A 22993-nucleotide genomic window follows, 5' to 3' on the forward strand; every position below is an offset into this window, starting at 1 on the left:
GCACCGGCCACACAGCGCGCTCGGGGATTTAACGCCCAGGGAATTCACTCAACGCGCGGCCGAAACCGGGCTGCAGGAAGAGCGAAATTTCCAGCTCACTACGGTCTAGTTTTGGGGAGGGGGTCAGTATCGCGCCCAACAATCACCCCAGGTGGCTTGATTCAGGGGGAGCACTACAACATGGTGAACCCGGATGGCATAGTCGAGGGGTCTGGTATCTGGTCGGAAGAAATCAAGCGAGCTCGCGCCAAGGTCTATGGCATACTGAGGAGCCAATTCCAACAACATATGATCGAGCGAACCCTTCTCACGGTCAAGGTCTCAGGCCGCGACGTGGCCGAAGCTGTGCTGTTCCTGGCGTCCGATCGTTCCGCCAAGACCACGGGGGCGCCATGATCCCCGTCGACGGAGGCGCTCGGGAGGCCTTTCCTCGATGACCGGAGCTTGTGGAGCATTGCAATTGCGTGCCCTTTGCAGACCGATGATCCTCGCCGCCCCGTTGATCCCGCCTCGCTGATTCCCCGCAGGATTCCTGCCCATTCCTGACTCAGACCTCATAGGCTCTACACAATTTCCCAACCGAGGCTCGATGACGTACGACTGGGTACCTGTGCGGGCGTGTAGAGTGAGATGCTTCAGACCTGAGGAGCGATGATCTTGTCCTGGCTGATTAAGGTATTGGCAATGTTGGCCCTGTCGGCTCTTTGGGTATTGACCTCCAGCGAGTCGCACGCTTCGGTCAACCTGCCGACGCACCATTGGGCCTATGAGGTGATTGAGCGTTTGGTGGCCATGGGAGTGATTGACGAGGCCATGGTGGTCCAGAAACCCTACAGCCGCAAGCAGGCGGCTCGATACGTGGCGCGGGCCGTCGACCGGGTCAGCGGGGAGCATCAGTTGCCGGAAAGCCAGGAAGCGGTCGTTGGTCCTTTGCTGGAACGACTGATGCAGGAATTTCGGCCTGAGTTGGCCAGTCTCGGCGCAATGCCGGCCCCTTCGGGGTCGAAAGCCGGGAGGGTCCGTTTCGGGGGGCGGCTCCAGGTTGAAGGTGATGCCTTTTTCGTCGGGCACCAGACGGTCCGGTTCAGGGAGAACCGGGGCGGGGAGTATTACGCGAACGGCGAGCAGATCCAGACGGATCTCCGCGGGTGGATCGAGCTTGGCGACGCGCTTTCGATCGTGGCGCAGCCCAAATATATCAGTAATCCCCACGTCCTCGGCATCGGAGCTACCAACAACACCCAGAACGCCTACATGCGGGAGCTGAACGTCAAGTTGACCGTCGCCAATATTTCGCTCGAAGTGGGGCGAGGAACTCAGTGGTGGGGACCGGGATATCGGGGCTCGCTGCTCCTCACCGATCACGCCTTCCCGATGGACATGGTCAAACTGGGCAGCGAGGAGCCCTTCCGCCTCCCGTGGGTCTTCAAGGACCTGGGACAGTGGAAGCTGAACACGTTCCTGACGCAGTTGGAACGAGACCGTGATTTCCCGCGAGCCAAGGTGTTCGGATTGCGGCTCAGCTACCTGCCCACCAGCTGGCTGGAGCTGGGGTTCTCCCGCTTGACCCAGTTCGACGGGCGAGGGCGTACCCAGTCGTTCCCCTCCGCCGTCGTCAAGGCCTATACCTCCAGTCCCAACGCCCTGGGGGGGACCGATGTCAACGAACAGGCGATGCTGGACTTTCGGGTGAAAGTCCCGTCTGTCAACTATCTTGTTCCATTTCCCAGCGGCCTTCAGTTCTACGGGGAGATCGGATCGGAGGACAAGTGGTCTCAGTTTCCCCTGCCGAACCGGGCCGCCGTGCTCGGCGGGATCTATATCCCGCAGCTCTTTTCGGGCGATTCGACGGATCTGCGGATCGAGTATGCCACGACCGACCTGGCTCGTGAAAAGAGCGGTCTCTCGAACGTATGGTACGGGAACGCAATCTATACCAGCGGGATGCGGTATCGAGGGTTTCCTTTGGGGCACTGGATGGGGCCTGATGCCACGGACCTCTTCGTGCAAGTGACCCGTGCCATGACGGACGATCTTCGGATAGGGCTGCACCTCGAGCAGTCGGAGCGCGGCAAGGCCCTCCCAACCCCAGAGAAGAAGCAGGAGGCGGCCGCGGACCTGACTTGGTGGGTCTCGAAACGGCTCCAACTGACGGTCGGCTACACGTATCAGCGCATCAAGAACCCTGGTCAGATCACGAGCATCAACCCGTTCACGGAGACCTTCACCTCGGGCCTCACGTCCACCAATCATCTCCTTTGGACAAATCTGGCTGTAGAGTTCTGAAGGAGGCGGTAGCGCGCGCCCTCTTCCGCTCAAGTCTGAATCCCGAATCTCTCCCTCGCTCCTCGCCTTTCCGATCAAGCCTTCTCACATTCCTGACTTAGACCGACCCTGCCCGGCTTCACCCATTTTCCTGATTCCCCCCATCCCATTGCTTGCCCGCGTCGCGCCCCTGCTGTATCCTCCGGGGCGAGTCCGGTGCTGCCGGTATCATCCTGTCTGCCTTGAGGGAATCGTGACGGACCACGCGGTTCTGGTCGATCTGTTACTAATCTTCGTGGTGTCAATCACCGTGGTCTTCGTGTTTCAGAAGATCAAGGTGCCGGCGATCGCCGGGTTTTTGGCCGCTGGGGCGTTGATCGGGCCGTACGGGTTGAACCTGGTGCCCGATGTCCAGCAGGTCAAGGTGCTGGCCGAGATCGGCGTGGCGCTCCTCCTGTTCACGATCGGGATCGAATTTTCGCTGGCCCACCTGACCGCAGTGCGCAGGCTGCTCCTGGTCGGAGGGCCGCTCCAGGTCGCCAGCGTGGTCGTGCTGGCGCTTCTCGGGGGCTGGTTCGCTGGCTTGCCGGCCCGCGAGACCATCTTCTGGGGTTGTCTCCTGTCGCTCAGCAGCACGGCAATCGTGCTCAAGGCCCTGGCGGAGCGGGGCGAGAGCGATTCGCTCCACGGGCGCACGACGGTCAGCATCCTGATCTTCCAGGACCTGGCCGTGGTCCCGATGATGATGGTGACCCCCCTGCTGGCCGGACCGGGCGACGGGGACGTGGCGGGGATTCTGCTCGCGCTCGCGAAGTCGGCGATGCTGGTGGGGCTCATCGTCGGGGCTGCCTGGTTCTTCGTGCCCGGTCTGCTGGAGCAGATCGCGGGGAGCCGGAGCCGCGAACTCTTCCTGCTGACGATCATCGTGTTGTGCCTGGGCATCGCCTGGCTGACATCACGGGCCGGGCTCTCGCTGGCCTTGGGGGCCTTCATTGCCGGTCTGGTCATTTCCGAATCCGAATACAGCCACCAGGCGCTTGCCGAGATCCTGCCGTTTCGGGACAGCTTCAACAGCCTCTTCTTCGTGTCCGTCGGCATGCTGATGGACGTGCGGGTCGTGTGGGCGCATCCGGTGCTCCTGGCTTCGCTGGTCGGAGCGGTGCTCATCGGCAAGTTCCTGACTGCGGCCGGACCGATCCTCGCCATGGGGCTTCCGCCCCGCTCGGCGATCCTGGCGGGCATCGCCTTGGCGCAGGTCGGGGAATTCAGCTTCATCCTGGCACAGGAGGGGCAGGCGGCAGGTCTCCTCCAGGCCGAGCCGTACCAGGTGTTCCTGGCCGTCTCGGTGCTGACGATGGTGGTCACGCCGTTCCTGATCCAACTCGCGCCAAAGGTCGCCCGGCGCGCAGAAGCGTTCCAGCGGCTGCGCCGCTGGTTCCCCGGCCGCACCACGTCCCATCTGACCCATCTGGACACGCGGCATCTCCGGATCAAGGACCACGTCATCGTGGTCGGTTACGGTCTGAACGGGCGCAACCTGGCCCGCGTGCTGCAGGAGACGGAGATTCCCTACGTCGTGCTGGACCTGGACGGGGAGACCGTCCGGCGCGAGTCCCGCAACGGAGTCCCGATCTACTACGGAGACGCCACGAATCCCGGCGTCCTCCGCCAGCTCCGGATCGAGGAGGCCCGCGTGCTGGTCCTGGCCATCTCCGACCCCTTTTCCGCCAGGCGCACGGTCCAAATCGCCAAGGGGCTCAATCCGGCCGTCCACGTCGTGGTGCGGACCCGCTACCTGCGCGAGCTGGAGGAATTGCACCAGTTGGGCGCGGACGAGGTCGTGCCGGAGGAGTTCGAGACCTCGATCGAGATTTTCGCCCTCGTCCTGCGGAACTACCGGATGCCTCCCGACCTGATCACGAAGAAAGCCGAGCAGGTCAGGCGGGAAGGGTACGCCGTCCTCAGGCGCACGGCCCTGCCGGAGTTGGCCCATCACCTCCGCGGGGGAACCCTGGCCGAGGCGGAGGTCGAGACCTGGCGGATCGAGCCGGAGTCGCCTGCCGCCGGCAAGACCCTCGCGCAGGTCTCGATCCGGCCGAGGACCGGCGCCTCGGTCATCGCCCTGACCAGGGGCGGAGTCACGGAATCCAATCCGTCCGAGAAGGTTCGGCTGGAGGCCGGTGACGTGGTGGTCCTCCTGGGTACCAGGGAGCAGATCCGACGCGCCATCGGCCTGCTCACGGACAACAAGATGGAGGCGGACCGTTGAGCAGTGGTTGCCTTGACATCAAAAAGAAGCGCGTTTTATAGTGAATTTCCTCGAAGGCCGCAAGCCATCGGACGCACACTTGTGCGAGGAGCGCGAGGTGAACGATGAGTACGACCCAACTCGAACCGGCAGCCGCACTGGCTGAGTTGCGGGAGAACAAGCCCGACCGCGTCACGATCGTCGTCCTCAGCGGGGACATGGACCGGGTCATGGCCGCCTTCATCATTGCGACCGGTGCGGCGGCCATGGGGATGCCGGTGACCATGTTCTTCACGTTCTGGGGCTTGAATGCCATTCGCCGGCCCGGAGCGGTGAGCGCGGCCAAGGATTGGCTCCGCAGGCTCTTCGGTCTGTTGAACAGGGGAGGAGCCGACAGGTTGCCGCTGTCCCGCTTCCATTTCTGGGGGCTGGGGACCGTCATGATGAAGCAGGTCATGCGCCAGCATCGTATGCCGGGCATTCCGGAACTGATGGCGACGGCGCAGGAGCTGGGAGTGCGGTTCATCGCTTGCACGACCACGATGGGCTTGATGGGGATCACCAAGGACACGCTGATCGAGGGAGTCGATCAGTTGGCCGGCGTCACGACCTACCTGGCCGAGGCAAAACAAGGAAGCGTAAATTTGTTCATTTAGGAGCGAGTTGCAAATAGCTAGTAGCTCTGATCTGCCGGCTGCTAGCTATTCGCTGTGTGCTGTTTGCTGAGGTGCTGGGGATGATCCAATCAGACGTGAAGCTGGACACGCTCGGGTACTTCTGCCCGATGCCGATCATCATGACCTCCAAGAAGATCAAGGAGCTGTCGCCAGGGCAGGTGCTCGAAGTGCTGTCCGACGACGAAGGGATCAAGAAGGACATGCCGGCCTGGTGTCAGACCACCGGTCACGAGATGGTCGGATTGGAAGAGGAGATGGCTGATTCACGGAGGATCTACAAGGCCTTTGTGAGGAAAGCGAAGCGCTGACCTTCTTGGTCGAGGCGCTGAGGCCTGGCCATAGGGGCCGGGACAGAAACGGGGAATGAGAAAAACCGGAGGTGCGACAAGCACTTCCGGTTTTTTTGTGCCTGAGGCGCCGATCCGAGAGGCATCTGCCCTTTGGCTACGATATGTTGTAGATACTTCTTGACACAACCACAATACTTTGCTATCAGGAGGAGCCAATTCACACAATCCTAACAGAAAGTTGAGGTCACGGGCATCCAGTAAGCGAATCTCCGCCTGGTTCAGGCGGCCACCGGGGTGATGAATATCCGGGAGGACTCTCCCCTGATTCTTCACCGATTCCTTCCCAGGCCCTTCCCGTCAAAGAGACAGCCACAGTCTCGCTTCTCTCCGGTCAAACTTCCACGGCGATCGGAATCTTTCCCAATCGGCCTGTTCTTGGGCGCGGAGGCGCAGCCTTGCGGATTGGTGCGGACGACCAAACCAAGGAGGTGGCAGATGTCGGCACACAGCCTCGTCCTGGAAGAAAAGGCCCTGCAGGTTGCCGAGCAAGCGGCGGCGCAATTTGATGGAGCCAGAGTCGAGCCGATCCTGAATTGGGATCAGGAGCGGCCCGCCGGGTTCCTGATTGACTCCTTTCTGGAGCGGATCGCCGTCGTCGTCTGCGAGCGGAAAGAACTCCTCCTCCGCGATGTCCGAACCATCCGTCAGGCCATGGCGCGGGCCCAGGCCCGCCGTGTGCTGCTCTACGTGCCAGACGACATGGTGATTCCCAATCCCGTCATGCTCCTCGCCGCCCTCTCGAAGATCGAAATCGTGCGCATGACCGAGACCCATTAAGGGCGCGGTGTCGCGAGAATCCAGCAGGAGGTCTGGTTCGCCACGATGGGCGTGAAAAGGGGGAGCATCATGTCGGGACCTTTCAACCTCCGGTATCTCCACCTGTTCGTTCGGGAGCGGTCGGCGGGGGCGTTCATTCTGTCGCGGAACGGACGGTCGGCCGACTTCGTCGGAGCCAGCACGACGGACGTAGCGAACGCGCTGAGACAGTACGGGAGCCAGTCCGGCTACCGGTACTTTTGGTTCGCCTATTCGAATTCTCCCGAGGAAGCGGTCCAGCTTGAGTTGACCTGGTACCACCGGTACCATCCGGCGGACAATGCCGTGCCTCCGGCCAGGAACCACGGAGCGGATTGGCATTGTACGGCCGAGGGGTGCGCGGCCTGTGCGTTGATTCAGTCCAGACGCTGATTCCGTCGAGCACCGGACCGCCAGTCCAGTACCCGCTCCTTCCCTCAGTCCCCGGCAGGGGCCCGTGTGCCCCTGCCACCGCCTTGACTTCGTCCGACCGATGCCGATACCGTGTCCTCCCCGATGTCCGGCACGAGAGCAGTCATCCCATGTAGGCATCGGTCACGTGTGAGCCGGTCCCGTGCCTTCAGGAAAGAATGAGGCCTTGTTGATCCGGAACTGCGGGCAGCTCGTGACTCTGCGCGGGCCCGCCCGGCCTCGCCGAGGGGCGGAGATGGAGGAGCTGGGTCTGATCCGCCACGGGGCCGTGTTGCTCCGGGACGGACTCGTGACTGCAGTGGGCCCCGACGAGCGGATCTGCCGGTTGCCGGCGGCTCGCGGTGCGAAACCGGTGGACGCCGGCTGCCGCGTCGTCCTGCCGGGCTTCGTGGATTCCCACACGCACGCGCTCTTTGCAGCCCCCCGCCTGGATGAGTATGAGGCGAGGATCGGCGGCTCGACCTACGCCGGGCTCGCCAGGGCCGGCGGCGGCATCCAGGCCAGCGCCAGGCTGATCCGGTCCGCGAGCGAGCGATCGTTGGTCTGCCGGCTCGGCCAAGTGGCGCGGCTGTTCCTGGAGCACGGAACGACCACAATCGAGGTCAAGAGCGGCTACGGCCTGGAGCTCGACGGGGAATTGAAGATGCTCCGGGCAATCCGGGAGGCCGCCGGACGAAGCCCGCTGGAGATGGTGCCGACGCTCCTGGCCCACGATGTGCCCCGCCGTTTTCGGCGGAAGCGTGCCCGCTTTCTCCGGGTCTGGACGCGCGAACTGATCCCCCTGGTCGCCCGGTCCGGGCTGGCCGAGTGCTGCGACGTCTTTTGCGACCGGGGCTATTTCTCGCTCCGCGAGACCGGGATGGTGCTGCGTGCGGCGGCCCGAGCCGGGCTGAAGCTGAAGGTCCATGCGGAACAGTTGGTCCGATCCGGATCGGCCCTGCTGGCCGCGGGGCTCGGCGCCCTGTCCGCGGATCATCTGGATCACCTGTCCGAGGCTGATATCCGGCGCCTGCGGGGGACCCCGACGGTCGCGACCCTGCTGCCGGGCACGACCCTGCACCTCGACTCGCATCCAGATCCGCCGGCCCGCTGGTTGATCGACGCCGGAGTCCCGGTCGCGCTCGCGACGAATTTCAATCCGGGCAGCTCGCCGACTGTGAGCATGCAGCTCATCCTCTCACTGGCCTGCTCGCGGCTGAAGATGAGCCCGGCGGAGGCGCTCACGGCCGCCACCGTGAACGGGGCCTACGCGCTTGGACGGGGCAGCCTGGTCGGATCGCTGGAGGTCGGCAAGCAGGCCGATCTCATCATCATGGATGCAACGGATTACCGGGAGATCCCGTACTACGTCGGGATGAATCATTGCGTCACGGTGATCAAGAGGGGGCGCGTGGTCTTTTCAAGGGGAGGGCGAGAGGCGCGAGGCTAGAGGCTAGGGGGCAGAAGTCAGGAAAAGGCCTCTAGCCCCTCGCCCCTTGCCACGAGCCTGCGCGTGAGCGATGCAGCGGCTCATCGAGTGCGTGCCGAACTTCAGCGAGGGCCGTCGGGCCGAAACCGTCAACCGGCTCGTCGCGGCAGTCCGATCGGTGCCGGGGGTGTTCCTGCTCGATCAGGAGATGGACGCCGATCACCACCGGTCCGTGCTGACGTTCGTCGGGGAACCGGACGCGGTCGGGGAGGCGGCCTTTCGGGTGACGCAGGCTGCGACGGAGTTGATTGATCTGAGGCGGCACGAGGGCGAACATCCCCGCGTGGGAGCGACGGACGTCGTGCCGTTCGTGCCGATCCGGGGCGTCACGATGGGCGAATGCGTCGCCCTGGCCAAGCGGGTCGGGGCCAGGATCGGGAGCGAGCTACGGATCCCGGTCTTCCTGTACGAGCGGGCCGCGGCCAACCAGGATCGCGCCAGGCTGGAGGTGATCAGGAAAGGAGGCTTGGAAGGCCTCGCCGGGCGAATGACAGCTCAGGCCTGGCAGCCGGATTTCGGGCCGGCGGCTCTCCATCCCACGGCGGGAGCCACGGTCGTCGGGGCCAGGCCGCCGCTCATCGCCTACAACGTCAACCTCCAGACGGACGACCTCGAGGCGGCCAAGACCATCGCCAAGAAAGTACGGTTCTCCAGCGGGGGGCTGCCCGCCGTGAAAGCCATCGGCGTGGAGTTGCGGAGCCGCGGCCTCGTCCAGGTGTCCATGAACCTGACCAATTTCGAGGAGACCCCGATCCATGTGGCCTATGAAGCCGTGCGCCGCGAGGCGGAGCAACGGGGGATCAGGGTGGTGGAGAGCCAGGTGGTCGGGCTGGTGCCTCAGCGGGCCCTTGTGCAGGCAGCCGAGCACCTCCTCAAGCTGGAGGGATTCGATCCGATGCAGGTGCTGGAGGCCCGCCTGGAGTCGGTGCTGGCGAAGGAAGCCGGCGCTCTTGCCGGTACAGCAGGGGACTGGTCGTCAGCCCTTTCGCCCTTTCTCGATGCCCTGTCGGCCGGTACGCCCACGCCGGGAGGCGGGAGCGCGGCGGCGCTGGCCGGGGCCCTCGCCGCATCGCTGGGCGTGATGGGATGCAAAGTCGGACCGCCCAAGCCCACAGCCGGACAAGGACAGCCCAAGCCGTCAGCCGACGAACCGGCGAGCTTGGAGCAGATGGAGCGCCGGTTGGCTCAGCTCCGCGCGGAGCTTCACAGACTCGTCCGGGCCGATGCTGACGCCTATGAGGCGGTGGTCCGAGCCTACCGCCTGCCCAAGGAGGACAAGGCCAGATCCGAGCACATTGCTGCGAGCCTCGCGGCGGCCACGCTGGTTCCCCTCGAGACGGCGACCCTGGCCGGCGAGGTCGCCTCCCTGCTCCGCTCGGTCATGGGCAAGACCAAGCAGTCCGTCACCCCGGACCTTAGGGTCGGCCTGCTCCTGGCCATGGCCGCAGTAGAGGGGGGGCTGGAGAATGTGGCTGTCAACTTGAAAGCTCAATCAAATCAGCAGCTTATATCAGATGTTCAGGGGAAGGTAGCCGCCCTTCAGCAGAGGCTTGTGGAACTGAAAAGGCTATGCTATCCTTCCACGGCTGGTTGACCGGTTGTGGTCCTGTTCTGAGGCGAATTAAGTCAAAGCTGGAGAGCGATGGAAATCAAGGTCTTCAACAATAACGTCGAGAAGGCGCTGAAGGTCGCGAAGAAGAAGCTGGCCGGGGAGGGACTCTTCCGCGAGCTCAAGCGCCGCCGGTACTACGAGAAGCCCAGCGTCAGGCGAAAGGCCAAGCAGCGGGAGGCGATGCGTCGTCGCCAGAAGTGGCTGGCCAAGCACAGGATGGACTGAGCGCCGGTTTTCTTCCCTCCTGTTCCCTCGGTTCCCCGTCGTTTTTCATCTCCAACGGTCTCTCCATGCGCGAGACGGAGATCCATGCGGCCATCCGCATCCTCCGGCGCGAGGTGCGCCGGTGGCAGGAGCCGGTGGTCGGCGTGGTGGCCAAGGAGTCGCAGGACCCCTTCCGCATCCTGATCTCCTGCGTCCTGAGCCTCAGGACCAAGGACCAGACGACCGCGGAGGCCAGCCGCCGGCTATTCGCGTTGGCCACCGACCCGTCCCGCATGCTGACCCTGCCGGTCCGTCGGATCGAGACCGCCATCTACCCAGTCGGCTTCTACAGGACCAAGGCCCGGCAGATTCGCGAGATCAGTCGGCGCCTGCTGGAGCGCTATGGAGGCCGCGTCCCCGATTCTATCGCCGAACTCTTGACGCTCAAGGGGGTGGGGCGCAAGACCGCCAACCTGGTGGTGACGGTGGGGTACGGGAAGCCCGGCATCTGCGTGGACACACACGTGCACCGGATCAGCAACCGGTGGGGCTACGTGAAGACCAAGACGCCCGAGCAGACCGAGGAGGCGCTGCGCCGCAAGCTCCCGCGCCGCTACTGGATCACGTTCAACGACCTGCTCGTCCCGTTCGGCCAGAACCTCTGCCAGCCCGTGTCGCCCTACTGCAGCCGGTGCAAGCTGACGACCTATTGCGACCGGGCGGGGGTTGTAAAGTCGCGTTAGACGTGAAAGGTTAGACGCGAGAGGAACCGAGGCAAAGCGACTGCTTCTGTCTGATGCGTCTCACGTTTTACGTCTCACATCTCACGAGTCTTAGATGAATAAAGTAGTTTCCGCGCCGGCGGTCAGCGAGAGGATGGCCGGGAGTCCCATGACCTCGTCCACGTTCTGCGCGACAACGGCCGGATCCACCCCCATGTACTCCAGGCCGGCGCTGCAGGCGATCAACTGGAAGTGCCCCACCTGCCTGGCCTCGCGGAACATCTCCGAGATCAGCGGGACTTTCTTCTCCTGGAGCAGCCGGGCGACCTCCTTCCCCTGCTGACCGTATTCCGGGGGGAAGTCCATCTCGTCAATCCGTCCCTCCGCCAGCTTCTTGATCGTCCAGAAGAGCAGTACGACGCGGACGTCCTTCCCCATGGCGGCGGCGGTCAGCCCCAGGGTCGCCACCTGGTGCAGCTTGTCGTAGGTGGCGTTGTGGGCGAAGATGACGAACCGGGGCGTTCGGCTCACGGCGGCTCCAGTGACTGGGTCTGACCGGGTAAGTTGTGGCTGGATTATACGTCTTCATCGGAAGCCAAACAAGGTATGCGCTCTTACAGGACAACAACCTTTTGACATGGTGTTCGTCAGTCACTACAATCCGTTGACACAATTCTGTTGCCACTCACACCGCATGATATGAGGGGACGTTGATGCGAAGTCACTGGTCTGATCGGGAGGCTAGGGGTCTGGAAGGGCTGGACGCCCTCGTGTATGCGACGAGGACGATCGGCGCTGAGCCGGAGTTGGTCCTGTGGGGTGGAGGGAATTCTTCGGCCAAGCTTACCATGCAGGACCATGCCGGTCGCGAGACTAGGGTCTTGTGGATCAAGGGCAGCGGCTCTGATATGCGGACGATCACTGCCAAGCAGTTTACGCCTCTGCGCTTGGATGAGTTGCTACTCCTGTTCGACCGGGAGACCATGACGGACGAAGCCATGGTCGCCTATCAAGCCAAGTGTATATTGGAACCGACAGCGCCGAAACCCTCCATCGAAACGCTGCTGCACGCCTTTGTGCCGGCTCCGCACGTGTACCATACTCACGCGGACTCGATCTGCGCGCTGGTTGATACGTCGGATAGCGAGAAAATAATCAAGCGCGTGTACGGGACTGATGCGGTGTTGATTCCGTACGTCCGCCCCGGCTTTGCTTTGGCCAAGCTGGTCGGCACGGCGTACCGGAAAGATCCACGTCTCAGCGCCATCATCCTTGATAAGCACGGGCTTGTGACCTGGGGCAACTCTCCCAAGGAGGCCTATCTGGCGACGATCAGGGTGGTGAGTCGAGCCGAGCGGTTCATTCAACAGGCCGGCGGCCGGAGTGAAAAGCGCAGGGTTGTATCGTTGGGAAACTGCTCCTCGGCCCGTGAGCGTCAGGAGTTGGCCGCCATTGTGGCACCGGTTCTCCGGGGAGCAATCGGTCAGCGCGCGCGTATGCTGCTGATGTTTGATGATAGCCCAGCGGTGTTGCGGTTCGTGAACGGGCCTCGCGCTCGGCAGCTCAGCCAGGTTGGTCCCTTCACGCCGGACCATATCCTTCACACCAAGGCCAGGCCTCTATTTTTGGATCTGCCTCGGTCCAAGGCTCCGGAAGTCGTCGCGCAGGCTATCCGCAAAGGCGTGGAACGGTATCGTCAGGACTATATCCGATACTTCGAGCGGTACAAGAGCCCGAGCGTCACGATGATGGACCCCCATCCACGCGTCATACTGGTTTCTGGCCTCGGGCTGTTTACATCCGGGAAGGACAGACGCGCCTGTCGGATTGCGCACGACCTCTATGTCCATACGATGCGGGTCATTCGGGCCTCGTCGGTTCTGGATACATATACGTCTCTTTCTTCGCAGGATCTCTGCGACTTCGAATATTGGCCAATGGAGAATTTCAAGCTGACCTTGCTCCCCCCGGAGAAGGAGTTCTCGCGAAGAATCGTCCTCGTGACCGGCGCCGCCGGAGCAATCGGTCGGGCGATCAGCCAACGGTTCGTTGCCGAAGGGGCCGCAGTGATCCTTGCCGATCTCGATCAAGAGAAGATCTCCCGGCTGTGTGATGAGTGCAATCGTCAGGTCGGGGAGGAGCACGCTGTGCCCCTTGTCATGGATGTTGCCGACAGATCCAGCGTGACCGAGGGATTTCAGAAAGCGGTCAGGTGTTTTGGTGGCCTCGACGTCATTGTCTCGAATGCCGGCATCGCCTGCTCGGCGCCGGTCGAACGAATGTCGCTGCGAGACTGGACCCGTGTTTTCGAAGTGAATGCCACGGGGCACCTTCTGATTTGCCAAGAAGCTGTTAAGATCTTCAAACGGCAGGGGCTTGCGGGGAACATCGTGGTGGTGGCGAGCAAGAACGTGGTCGCGCCGGGAAAGGAATTTGGCGCCTATTCGGCCTCAAAAGCAGCACAGGCTCAACTGAGCAAGATCCTGGCGATCGAGGGAGCGGAGAGCGGCATCCGCGTCAACATGGTGAATCCGGACGGTGTGTTTGAGGGCTCTGGCCTCTGGTCAGAACGGGTCCGAGAGCAGCGGGCCAAGGTGTACGGAGTCCCAGTAGAGAAGATCGAGGAGTATTACGCCAGCCGGAATCTCCTCAAGACCAAGGTTACCGCTGCAGATGTCGCAGAAGCAGTATTGTTTTTTGCCTCCCAACGCTCGGCGAAGACGACTGGGGCAATGTTGCCCGTGGACGGCGGTGTCAAAGAGGCCTTTCCACGCTAGACGCGCGCTGAAACGTCGCGCACTTTTCCGTTTTCATAAAGCCCCGCCCTTGGATACCCCCCAGCTTGCTGAGGGGTTCTTTACTCTGTTCTCACAACGATTTCCCGATCGGCTTCCTGGGTGCCGGATATTGCTTAGCGAGGCTGGGTGGGGGGCGGGAGCGGGAGGCGCAGGTCGTGGCGCCGCGCGGCGGCGAGGGCTTCCGGATAGCCGGCGTCGGCATGGCGCAGGATGCCGAGCCCCGGGTCGTTGGTCAGCACCAGCTCCAGCTTCCTGGCCGCCTCAGGGGTCCCGTCGGCCACGACCGCCTGTCCCGCGTGCAGGGAGTAGCCAATCCCGACGCCGCCTCCGTGGTGGAAGGAGACCCAACTGGCGCCGGAGGCGGTGTTGAGCAGGGCGTTGAGGATCGGCCAGTCGGCGATCGCGTCGCTCCCGTCCTTCATGCCCTCGGTCTCCCGGTAGGGGGAGGCGACCGAGCCTGCGTCCAGGTGGTCCCGTCCGATGACGATCGGGGCCTTCAGCCTGCCCTCCCGCACCAGCTCGTTCATCCGGAGGCCCATTGCGGCCCGCTCCCCGTAGCCCAGCCAACAGATGCGGGCTGGCAGCCCCTGGAACCGGACCCGCTCGCGGGCCAGCCTGAGCCAGCGCTGAAGGGAACGGTTGTCCGGGAAGAGCTCGCCGGCCGCCTGGTCGGTTGCGGCGATGTCCGCCGGATCGCCGGACAGGGCCACCCACCGGAAGGGGCCGCGCCCTTCGCAGAAGAGCGGCCGGATGTAGGCCGGCACGAACCCGGGAAAGGCGTAGGCGTCCTGCACGCCCCGCTGGTGGGCCATGGTCCGGATGTTGTTGCCGTAGTCGAACACGACCGAGCCGGCCTTCTGGAAGGCGAGCATCGCGCGCACGTGGACGGCGATCGAGTCCAGGGCCCGGTTCACGTAGTCCGACGGGTTCCGCTTGCGCAGGTCTGCCGCCTCCTCCACGGACAGGCCGGCTGGGATGTAGCCGTTCAGCGGGTCATGGGCGGAGGTCTGGTCCGTCACCACGTCCGGGACCTCACCGCGTCTCACCAGTTCGGGCAGAACCGTGGCGCAGTTGCCGACGAGCCCCACGGAGAGAGCTTCGCGCCGCGCCTTGGCGGCCGTGATCCAGCCGAGCGCCTGGTCCAGCGAGACGGTCATCCGGTCGCAGTAGCCGGTCTTGATCCGCCGCTCGATCCGGGCCGGATTCACCTCGACGCAGAGGATCGCGGCCCCGTTCATGGCGCCGGCCAACGGCTGGGCGCCCCCCATTCCGCCCATCCCGCCGGTCAGCACGAACCGGCCGGCCAGGTCGCCGCCGAAGTGCCGGGCCGCGCAGGCCGCGAAGGTCTCGAAGGTCCCCTGCACGATCCCCTGGGTGCCGATGTACATCCAGGAGCCGGCGGTCATCTGCCCGTACATGATCAGGCCCAGCGCCTCCAGCCGGCGGAACTCGTCCCAGGTGGCCCAGTGGCCGACCAGGTTGGCGTTGGCGATGAGGACGCGGGGCGCGAATTCGTGGGTCCGGAGCACGCCGACCGGCTTGCCCGACTGGACGAGCAGGGTCTGGTCGTTCTTCAGGTCGGTCAACTCCTGCACGATGGCGTCGTAGGCGCGCCAGTCGCGCGCCGCCTTGCCCGCGCCCCCGTAGACGATCAGCTCGCGCGGATTCTCTGCCACTTCTTCGTCGAGGTTGTTCATGAGCATCCGCAGCGCGGCCTCCTGGCTCCAGCCTCTGCAGGTCAGGGTCGCGCCCCTCGGGGCTTTGACGGACCGTGCGCCCATGTCACTTCCGTTTCCTCACCTGGGCCTTCACGCCGTTGATGAAGGCGTCGATCGCCGCGTCCACCTCGCCGGCGGTCATGGCCCGGTCGTGGGTCTCACTCTCGTCCAGCAGGAAGGTCTCGCTGTCCTTCTCCTGCCTCACGATCACGGTGTTTTCCGGCGTGACCTCGACCATCATGTACCACTCCTTGCTGCCCTTGTGGATCGAGACCTCCTTTCCGAGGCCTTTCTTGGTGACCTCCACCTGAAGCTCTTCGTCGGCCCTCGGTGAGGACGGAGCCGGATCGGCTGCCTTGGCCGACCCGGCGTCGAGCAATGGCAGGGCTGTCATGGCGACCAGCCCTAGGAGAGCGAGAGACCGTTGTGCAAGAGAACGTCGGTTCATGACTGACTCCCTTGTGATGATCGGGCCGTGGACAAGAGAGTGGAAAAGGCCCCGTCGGCGACGAGCGTGCGAATTTTCTCGATGTCCGGAGCCAGGGGCCGGTCCCCTTCCAGGCGCGGCACCAGCCGACGGATCAGCTTCATGGCTCCGACGCTCCCCGCGCCGGGACGCAGAGGCCTGTGGAACTCCACCCCCTGCGCGGCGCAGAGGAGCTCGATCGCGAGGATGTGCTCGGTGTTCGTGAGAATCTGTTTCAGCTTGAGCGCAGATCCCATGCCCATGCTGACGTGGTCCTCACGGTTGCCCGAGGTCGGGATCGAGTCCACCGAGGCGGGATGCGAGAGGACCTTGTTCTCGGAAGCCAGGGCGGCGGCGGTGACCTGGGCGATCATGAAGCCGGAATTGAGGCCCGGATGGGGGCTCAGGAAGGGCGGCAGGTCCCCGTATTCCGGATTGATCAGCCGCTCGATGCGGCGCTCCGCAATGCTGGCCAACTCGGTCATCGCGATGGCCAGGTAGTCGAGGACGAGCCCCAGGGGCTGACCGTGAAAGTTGCCGCCGGACAGGACTTCGTTCCGATCGGCGAACACAAGGGGGTTGTCGGTCACGCTGTTGATCTCGGTGCTCAGGGTCGCGCGGACGTGGTCGAGCGCGTCGCGCACGGCTCCGTGCACCTGCGGCATGCAGCGGAGGCTGTAGGCGTCCTGCACGCGCGGGCAGGAGAGGTGCGAGGCGCGGATCTCGCTGTCCCGGACGAGGGCCCGGAGGTTGGCCGCCACGGCCGCCTGCCCCAGATAGGGGCGCAGCCGGTGGATCCGCTGATCGAAGGCGACGGGGGTCCCCATGAGCGCTTCCAGCGACAGGGCGCCGGCCACGTCGGCCGTGTCCAGGAGCCGTTCGCTTCGGCGGAGGGCCAGCAGACCCAGGGCCAGCATGGCCTGGGTCCCGTTGACGAGCGACAGCCCCTCCTTGGCTTCCAATTGGAGCGGCTTCAACCCGGCCCGGGCCAGTGCGGCCCGGCCTGGCAGGGAGCGGGCACCGACGGTCGCGGTGCCTTCCCCGATCAGGACCAGGGCCAGGTGGGCCAGCGGAGCCAGGTCGCCGCTCGCCCCCACCGATCCCCGGCAGGGGATCACCGGCAGGATGTCCCTGTTCAGCAGCGTCAGGAGCGACTCGACGACGAGCGGGCGCACCCCGCTGTGGCCGCGCGCGAGCACGTTGGCGCGCAGGAGGAGGACGCCCCTGGTCTCCTCCCTGGTCAGCGGCTCGCCGACCCCGGCTGCGTGGCTGCGCACCAGGTTCAGTTGCAGTTGCCGGATGTCGGCGGCGGGGATGCGCTGGTCGGCCAGCTTGCCGAAGCCGGTGTTCACCCCGTAGACCGGCTCGTCGCCGGCGCTCGCGCGCCGGATCACGGCGTGGGAGGCCGCCATGCGACGCCTGGCCCGAGGCGACAACCGGGCGGGTCGCCCCTTGAAGACCACTTCGTAGAAGGCCGGCAGGCTCAAGTCTTCACCGGTCACGTCGAGCGGCTTCACAGGCCGGATTATAGCCCGGTTCCGGCCGTTTGTCTTTTGCCTTTTCCCGACGGCCTTTGCTAGGATGCGATCCCGATGATGGAGGCGCTCCTCAGCAGGGACGTGCTGCTCTGGCTCTTCGTCCTTTCGGTGGTCGGCTTCGTGGGCAGCCTGGTCGCGATCCCCTTCATCCTCGTGAGGCTCCCGCCTCACTATTTCGACGAGCGCCACCCCCGCATCTGGATGAGGGACCATCATCCGGCGCTGCGCCTGACCGGACTCGCGATCAAGAACGCGGCGGGGATCGTTTTCCTGTTGGCCGGGTTCGCGATGCTGTTCCTGCCCGGACAGGGCATCCTGACCATGCTGATCGGGGTCTCGCTCGTGGACTTTCCCGGCAAGCGCTATCTGGAGCGGAAGCTGATCGGCCAGCCGTCGGTCCTCGGCACGATCAACAAGCTGCGGGAGAAGTTCGGCCGGCCCCCGCTGATCGTGAAACCCGACCCGTAGTCATGTCAACCCTCTACCTCATTGACGGCTCCGCCTACGTTTACCGCGCCTTCTTCGCCCTCCCGGCCCTCTCCAACTCCAAGGGGCTCCAGACCAACGCGGTCTACGGCTTCACCACGATGCTGATGAAGGTTCTGCGCGAGCACAAGCCGGACCTGCTCGCAGTGGTCTTCGACGAGAAGGGGCCGACCCTTCGCCACGAGGCCTTCAAGGAGTACAAGGCCCACCGGCCGGAGATGCCGCAAGGCATGCAGGCCCAGATCCCGTACGTCCATCGGATGGTCGAGGCCTTCGGTGTGCCGGCCATCCGCCAGTCGGGATACGAGGCGGACGACCTGATCGGCACCCTGGCCCGCAAGGCGGAGGCGGCGGGATTCCTCGTCGTGATCGTCACCGGCGACAAGGACATGTTCCAGCTCCTAACCCCCTCGGTGCGGATCTACGACCCGGTGAAGGACAGGTGGTTCGGGGAGGCAGACTGTCGGGAGCGGTTCGGAGTGGAGCCGGCCCGCGTCGTCGAGGTCATGGGGCTCATGGGCGACGCGACCGACAACATCCCGGGGGTCAAGGGGATCGGGGAGAAGACGGCGATCAAGCTGATCGCGGAGTTCGGGACGATCGAGGATCTGCTCCGGCGGGTCCAGGAGGTCACGCCGCCGAGGATCAGGACATTCCTCACCGAGCAGGCGGAGAACGCCCGTCTCAGCCGGCAACTGGCCACGATCCGGGTGGACTGCCCGGTGGACTTTCAGCCGGACCGGTTCCGGGCCGGCTCGCCCTCCACCGAGGCCCTGGTTGCCTTGCTGCGGGAGCTGGAGTTCACGACCCTCCTCAAGTCTATTCAGCCGGCCGGGCAGGCCGAGACGCCACAGGGCGAGGTGACGATCATCTCGGACGATGCTTCGGCCCGGCGCTTCGCGGCTGATATGCCGAAGGAAGGCCCAGTCGCGATCCAGGTGGTCTTGGACGGCCAGGGAGTCTCGGCCAGGGTGAAGGGCCTGGCCGTCGGCCTGCCCAACGGCCGGACCGCCTTCGCCGAACGGGTCTGGCCCTCGCTCAGCCGGCTCTTCCGGAACGAGACCAATCTCAAGGCCGTCCATGATCTGAAGCCCGCGCTCCTGGCGCTCGAGCGGGCGGGGGTTGACCTGGCTCCGCCCTGGTTCGACACGATGGTCGCCACCTATCTCTTGAATCCCAACCGCCGGACCCATGAGCTGGACTCGGTCGCGCTGGAAGTGTTGGGACGCCATCTCACCGGCGGGTCGGTTTCCGTGCAGCCGGCCGGGCCCAAGGCTGAATCCGAGGCTGACGAGCCGCAGGATCTCTTTAGCGGGAGCGGGGAAGAGCCAGCCGATCCTCCGGTCGAAGCTGCGGCCATCCAGAAGGCGGCGGAAGAAGCGGCGGCCGTGTTGCAATTGGTGCCGGTGCTCAAGCAGCGGCTGGAGGAGCAGGGGAGCCTACGGCTGTTCGAGGAGGTCGAGATGCCGCTCGTGCCGGTCCTGGCCGAGATCGAGCGAAACGGCTTCGGCCTGGACGTGGCGGCGCTCCAGGCCTTGAGCAAGGAATTGGAACGGGAGCTGGACCGGATGATGGAGGGGATCGCCAGGCTGGCCGGGGGGGAGTTCAACATCAACTCGCCCAAGCAACTGGCGGCCGTCCTGTTCGACAAGCTGGGCCTCAAGCCCATCCGGAAGACCAAGACCGGCTATTCTACGGACGAGGAGACCCTAACCCAACTGGCCATGCAGCACGAGTTGCCGGCCCAGATCCTCAACTACCGGAGCCTGAGCAAGCTCAAGTCCACCTACGTGGACGCCCTGCCAGAGCTGGTGAATCCCGAGACCGGCCGGCTGCACACGTCGCTCAACCAGACCGTGACGGCCACCGGCCGGCTTTCTTCATCCGATCCCAATCTCCAGAACATCCCGGTGAAGGGGGAATATGGCCTCCGGATCAGGGAGGCCTTCGTCGCGTCGCCGGGCCACACGCTGCTTTGCGCCGACTACAGCCAGATCGAGCCGCGCATCCTGGCCTACCTCTCGCGGGATGAGAAGCTCATCCAGGTTTTCGAGCGGGGTGAGGACATCCACATGGCCACGGCGGTCGAAATCTTCAAGCTGCCGCCGGAACAGATCACGAGGGAGATGCGGCGCACGGCCAAGAGCGTGGTGTTCGGGATCGTGTACGGGATCAGCGCGTTCGGGCTCTCGCAAAACATCGGCGTGTCCCAGCAGGAAGCCAAGAAGTACATTGACACCTACTTCGAACGGTACGCGGGCGTGAAGGCGCTGATGGATCGGACGATCGCGGAAGCCAAAGAAAAGGGCTACACGACGACGATCCTGGGAAGACGGAGGCCGATCCCCGAGCTGCAAAGCTCCGATCCCGCCCAGCGCGGCTTCGGCGAGCGGATGGCGGTGAACAGCCCGATCCAGGGGTCGGCCGCGGATTTGATCAAGGTGGCCATGATCGGCGTGAGCCGGACGCTGCAGGCCGAATTGCCGAGCACCAGGATGATCCTCCAGGTCCACGACGAGCTGATCTTCGAGACCCCGGAGCGGGATGTGGAAAACGCCAAGGAGCTGGTCAAGGCCGAGATGGAAAGTGCCGGCCCGCGCCTGGGCCTCACCGTGCCGCTGAAGGTGGATCTGGGGGTTGGTCGCAACTGGCGGGAAGCCCATCCGTAACGGGATGATGGAAAGGGTCCCGTCATTTACAAGCCAGCACTGGTCGTTCGTGCAACGCACGTCCTTACGGAGGCGGTGCTATGCCAAGACAGGCCAAATTGTTCGAGCAGGCCGACGGGAGCGTATTGAAGGGGTATCGGCTCATCCGACGGCGCGGGGCCAACATTCCGCCCATGTGGATCGAGCGGGCCACCGAGTCGCGCCGCCGGCTGCACGGGGACGTCGCCCGTGCTCTGCAACGAGGTCGGGGGAAGGGAGCCCTCGGGACGCTCCGGGCATGGGAGGAGCGATACCGGAAAGAATGCTTCTATTACGGTCTCCGGGTGCTGCTGGAGCTGGAGCGAAGGGGAAAAACGAAATACTGAGCATGGGGCCCGTGGCTCCTTAAATCTGTAGGCGACTTGTTGCATGACCTGGGTCGCCGGGGCGGATGGCTGTCGGGGCGGGTGGATCGTCGTCTTATTGAACAGGCGGAAAGGTCGGCCTCCCGCCTGGCAAGTCAGGCTCTGCCCCACCTTCGAGGAAGTGCTGATCCTCTCGCCTCGCCCCTCCGTCATTGCCGTTGACATGCCGATCGGTCTCTCGGATCGTCCTGAGCCGGGCGGGCGGCGGTGCGATCGGGAGGCGAGACGGCTGCTCGGTCCGCGGGCGAGCAGCATCTTCAGCCCGCCGAGCCGGTCTCTGCTCTTCGCCACCAGCTATGCACAGGTCCGCTGGAAAGGGCTGAGCGTCCAGGCCTTCGGCATCCTGCCCAAGATTCGCGAGGTGGACCGGCTCATGACCCCCTCGCTCCAGCGGCTGGTCTATGAGAGCCACCCGGAGCTGGCCTTTGCGGCCCTGGCCGGACGGCCACTGCGCTTCAACAAGAAGACTCCGCAAGGTCGGCGCGAACGGCTTCATGTCCTGGCTCTGGCCCAAGGGAAGCTCTTTCACGGGATTGGCGGGATTGCCCGGCAGGAGCTCAGCCGGTTTCCCCGGACTCAGGTGATGCCGGACGATCTGCTGGATGCGACCGTTCTGACTTTGACGGCCCTGCGGATCGCTAACGGCACCGCAACACGGGTTCCAGCCGATCCGCCACTGGATCGCAAGGGGCTCAGACAGGAAATCTGGTATTGATCCACGACTGACTCGGTCAGGAGGCGTACAGGGTCCGGACGATCTGAGTCGTGTTGAAGAGCAGGTTGGCGAGACGCGTGTAGGCCGCGTGGCCGTAGAGATGCTCGCGGACGTTGGGGGAGCCGGCGTCCTTGTAATCCGCCAGCAGGCAGAGGCCGTCGTTCGCGCAGCGGACGCTCCGGCGCGCACATTCCAGCCACCGTTCGAACCCGTCGTAGGGCTCCAGCAGCTCCCACAGATCCTTGTTGGCGGCCTGCGCCCCCGGTTCCTTGGGGGTGGCTGCGTCGCTGGCGGCCACGGCCAGTTGCTGCACATAGTCGCCGCCCCAGGCGATCGGCATCTCCATCGTGATCTGCGGCAGCTCCGTCTTGGCGAGCCACCGCTTTCCGTCCGTCCGCATGACCCGGTGGTTGACGACGTGGAGGAGTCTCCCTACGCCGGAGGTGTCCCACCCGTAGCGGATGGGGGTGCCGAAGGTTACCACGTCGAGAGTCGCCCCGCTTAACAGGCGGCCGTCGGCGAGCTGTTCGGCGAGCCCGGTCAATTGTGCGATCGTCTCCGGGCCGGCTCCGCTCCGCTCAGAGAAGCCGGTCAGAATCTGGAAGAACCGCTTCCGTCCGGACGATGCCTCCTGGGCCAGGAGGTTCGACGCCAGCGCGAGGACCAGCCCGGCCTGGCCGTGAGCCTGCACGAGGAGCCGATCGTCCGGGCCGAGCTTGAGTTCCTCGCAGACTCCGCGCAGACGCAGCAGCAGGCGCCAGGCCGCCTGGGACCGCCCCAGATGGTGATGTTCCGAGGACCAAAGGAGGCGCAGACAGGCGATCTGCCGCGAGACGTTCCGATTGACCGCCTCCTTGAACCGGTCCACATAGGCCGTGGTGAAGCTGCAAGCGTCGCCGATCTGCTCGTCGAGCAGCTTCCTGGTCTGGTCGTCGTCCTTGAACGGCGGGTTCAAGGAGCCGGGCAACTGCGGCAGGCCGTTCGTCTCCTGCCGCATCAGGGCCAGCAGGGCGTCCAGGCCGGCAATGCCGCGGGAATAGCCCCGCCGTAACCCGCCCACCTCGTCCAGCCGTTGCGCGCCGAACGGGTCCGTCCCGGGAGCGACTCCGTGGACGAACAGGACCGCGCGCACGCCCGCCGCGGCCAATTGGGCGCCGAGCCTGGCCATCTCATCCTGCCAGGCCGGCGAGTCGGGCGGCGCGGCTGCCTCGACTTCCCGATAGCTCGCCCGCTCGCCCGGATCCGCCCGCGAATAGTCTGCGTGCTGGAAATTGTTCCCGATCGGCATGGGCTGTTCATACCCGAATTCCCGTTCCGAGTGCAACGAGGGATCTGCTCCCCATTCATGCTTCATCGTTCCGGCTTCATACTTTGTCTGGTTGACCGGTCAGAAATCAGCGTGTTAAGGTACTTTGCCTTGCTGGAG

21 protein-coding genes are annotated in these 22993 nt (G+C 64.6%); 16 read left to right on the forward strand and 5 right to left on the reverse strand.

Annotated features, from left to right (window positions below; translation table 11 throughout):
- The first annotated feature begins 180 nt into the window (after positions 1-180).
- The 11 genes from AB1411_08690 to nth all read left to right on the forward strand — a co-directional run bounded on the left by AB1411_08690 (position 181) and on the right by nth (position 10794).
- Positions 181-396 (forward strand): hypothetical protein, encoded by a 216-nt coding sequence (locus AB1411_08690; protein ID MEW6543675.1) that lies wholly within the window; start codon positions 181-183, stop codon positions 394-396.
- A gap of 261 nt (positions 397-657) precedes the next feature.
- Entirely contained in the window at positions 658-2286 is a 1629-nt protein-coding gene (locus AB1411_08695) for a capsule assembly Wzi family protein (GenBank protein MEW6543676.1), read from the forward strand.
- Positions 2287-2518: 232 nt separating this feature from the next.
- Positions 2519-4534, forward strand: coding sequence for a cation:proton antiporter (locus tag AB1411_08700; protein MEW6543677.1), 2016 nt, complete (start codon positions 2519-2521; stop codon positions 4532-4534).
- Positions 4535-4638: 104 nt separating this feature from the next.
- On the forward strand, positions 4639-5169 hold the full coding sequence (locus AB1411_08705) for a DsrE/DsrF/DrsH-like family protein (GenBank protein MEW6543678.1): 531 nt from the start codon (positions 4639-4641) through the stop codon (positions 5167-5169).
- Positions 5170-5249: 80 nt separating this feature from the next.
- Positions 5250-5498, forward strand: a complete 249-nt coding sequence (locus AB1411_08710; GenBank protein MEW6543679.1) for a sulfurtransferase TusA family protein — start codon at positions 5250-5252, stop codon at positions 5496-5498.
- Positions 5499-5975: 477 nt separating this feature from the next.
- The gene (locus AB1411_08715; GenBank protein MEW6543680.1) at positions 5976-6317 is read left to right on the forward strand and encodes a hypothetical protein; all 342 of its coding nucleotides are present in this window, start codon (positions 5976-5978) and stop codon (positions 6315-6317) included.
- Positions 6318-6386: 69 nt separating this feature from the next.
- Positions 6387-6728: a hypothetical protein gene (locus tag AB1411_08720; protein MEW6543681.1), complete on the forward strand. Its 342-nt coding sequence runs from the start codon at positions 6387-6389 to the stop codon at positions 6726-6728.
- Between the two features lie 274 nt (positions 6729-7002).
- Complete coding sequence (hutI, locus tag AB1411_08725) at positions 7003-8196, forward strand: imidazolonepropionase (GenBank protein MEW6543682.1); 1194 nt, start codon at positions 7003-7005, stop codon at positions 8194-8196.
- Positions 8197-8266: 70 nt separating this feature from the next.
- A complete protein-coding gene (gene ftcD, locus AB1411_08730; GenBank protein ID MEW6543683.1) occupies positions 8267-9829 on the forward strand; it encodes a glutamate formimidoyltransferase in 1563 nt (520 codons plus the stop codon).
- Positions 9830-9877: 48 nt separating this feature from the next.
- The gene (gene rpsU, locus AB1411_08735) at positions 9878-10072 is read left to right on the forward strand and encodes a 30S ribosomal protein S21 (GenBank protein ID MEW6543684.1); all 195 of its coding nucleotides are present in this window, start codon (positions 9878-9880) and stop codon (positions 10070-10072) included.
- A 65-nt stretch (positions 10073-10137) separates the two neighbouring features.
- The gene (gene nth / locus AB1411_08740; protein MEW6543685.1) at positions 10138-10794 is read left to right on the forward strand and encodes an endonuclease III; all 657 of its coding nucleotides are present in this window, start codon (positions 10138-10140) and stop codon (positions 10792-10794) included.
- A 90-nt stretch (positions 10795-10884) separates the two neighbouring features.
- On the opposite strand, the gene AB1411_08745 is transcribed toward nth, so the two are convergent.
- A complete protein-coding gene (locus tag AB1411_08745; GenBank protein ID MEW6543686.1) occupies positions 10885-11304 on the reverse strand; it encodes a hypothetical protein in 420 nt (139 codons plus the stop codon).
- A 182-nt stretch (positions 11305-11486) separates the two neighbouring features.
- On the opposite strand from AB1411_08745, the gene rhaD reads away from it, so the two are divergent.
- Positions 11487-13550 (forward strand): bifunctional rhamnulose-1-phosphate aldolase/short-chain dehydrogenase, encoded by a 2064-nt coding sequence (gene rhaD, locus AB1411_08750; protein ID MEW6543687.1) that lies wholly within the window; start codon positions 11487-11489, stop codon positions 13548-13550.
- A gap of 134 nt (positions 13551-13684) precedes the next feature.
- On the opposite strand, the gene hutU is transcribed toward rhaD, so the two are convergent.
- The 3 genes from hutU to hutH are packed head-to-tail and all read right to left on the reverse strand — an operon-like array spanning position 13685 to position 17257.
- Positions 13685-15352 carry a urocanate hydratase gene (gene hutU, locus AB1411_08755; GenBank protein MEW6543688.1) on the reverse strand — a complete coding sequence of 556 codons (1668 nt, stop codon included), beginning with the start codon at positions 15350-15352 and terminating at the stop codon, positions 13685-13687.
- A gap of 1 nt (position 15353) precedes the next feature.
- Positions 15354-15683, reverse strand: coding sequence for a hypothetical protein (locus AB1411_08760; protein MEW6543689.1), 330 nt, complete (start codon positions 15681-15683; stop codon positions 15354-15356).
- 50 nt (positions 15684-15733) lie between these two features.
- On the reverse strand, positions 15734-17257 hold the full coding sequence (gene hutH / locus AB1411_08765; GenBank protein ID MEW6543690.1) for a histidine ammonia-lyase: 1524 nt from the start codon (positions 17255-17257) through the stop codon (positions 15734-15736).
- Between the two features lie 90 nt (positions 17258-17347).
- On the opposite strand from hutH, the gene AB1411_08770 reads away from it, so the two are divergent.
- The 4 genes from AB1411_08770 (at position 17348) to AB1411_08785 (ending at position 21567) form a co-directional block, all read left to right on the forward strand.
- A complete protein-coding gene (locus AB1411_08770) occupies positions 17348-17761 on the forward strand; it encodes a hypothetical protein (protein ID MEW6543691.1) in 414 nt (137 codons plus the stop codon).
- Between the two features lie 2 nt (positions 17762-17763).
- Positions 17764-20448, forward strand: coding sequence for a DNA polymerase I (gene polA / locus AB1411_08775; protein MEW6543692.1), 2685 nt, complete (start codon positions 17764-17766; stop codon positions 20446-20448).
- An 80-nt stretch (positions 20449-20528) separates the two neighbouring features.
- Entirely contained in the window at positions 20529-20813 is a 285-nt protein-coding gene (locus AB1411_08780; protein ID MEW6543693.1) for a hypothetical protein, read from the forward strand.
- Positions 20814-20856: 43 nt separating this feature from the next.
- Positions 20857-21567, forward strand: a complete 711-nt coding sequence (locus AB1411_08785) for a DUF429 domain-containing protein (GenBank protein MEW6543694.1) — start codon at positions 20857-20859, stop codon at positions 21565-21567.
- A 16-nt stretch (positions 21568-21583) separates the two neighbouring features.
- Here AB1411_08785 and AB1411_08790 read toward each other — a convergent pair whose 3' ends face one another.
- On the reverse strand, positions 21584-22921 hold the full coding sequence (locus AB1411_08790) for a hypothetical protein (GenBank protein MEW6543695.1): 1338 nt from the start codon (positions 22919-22921) through the stop codon (positions 21584-21586).
- Between the last annotated feature and the right edge of the window lie 72 nt (positions 22922-22993).

It is taken from the genome of Nitrospirota bacterium, assembly GCA_040757595.1.
Classification (GTDB): domain Bacteria; phylum Nitrospirota; class Nitrospiria; order Nitrospirales; family Nitrospiraceae; genus JBFLWP01.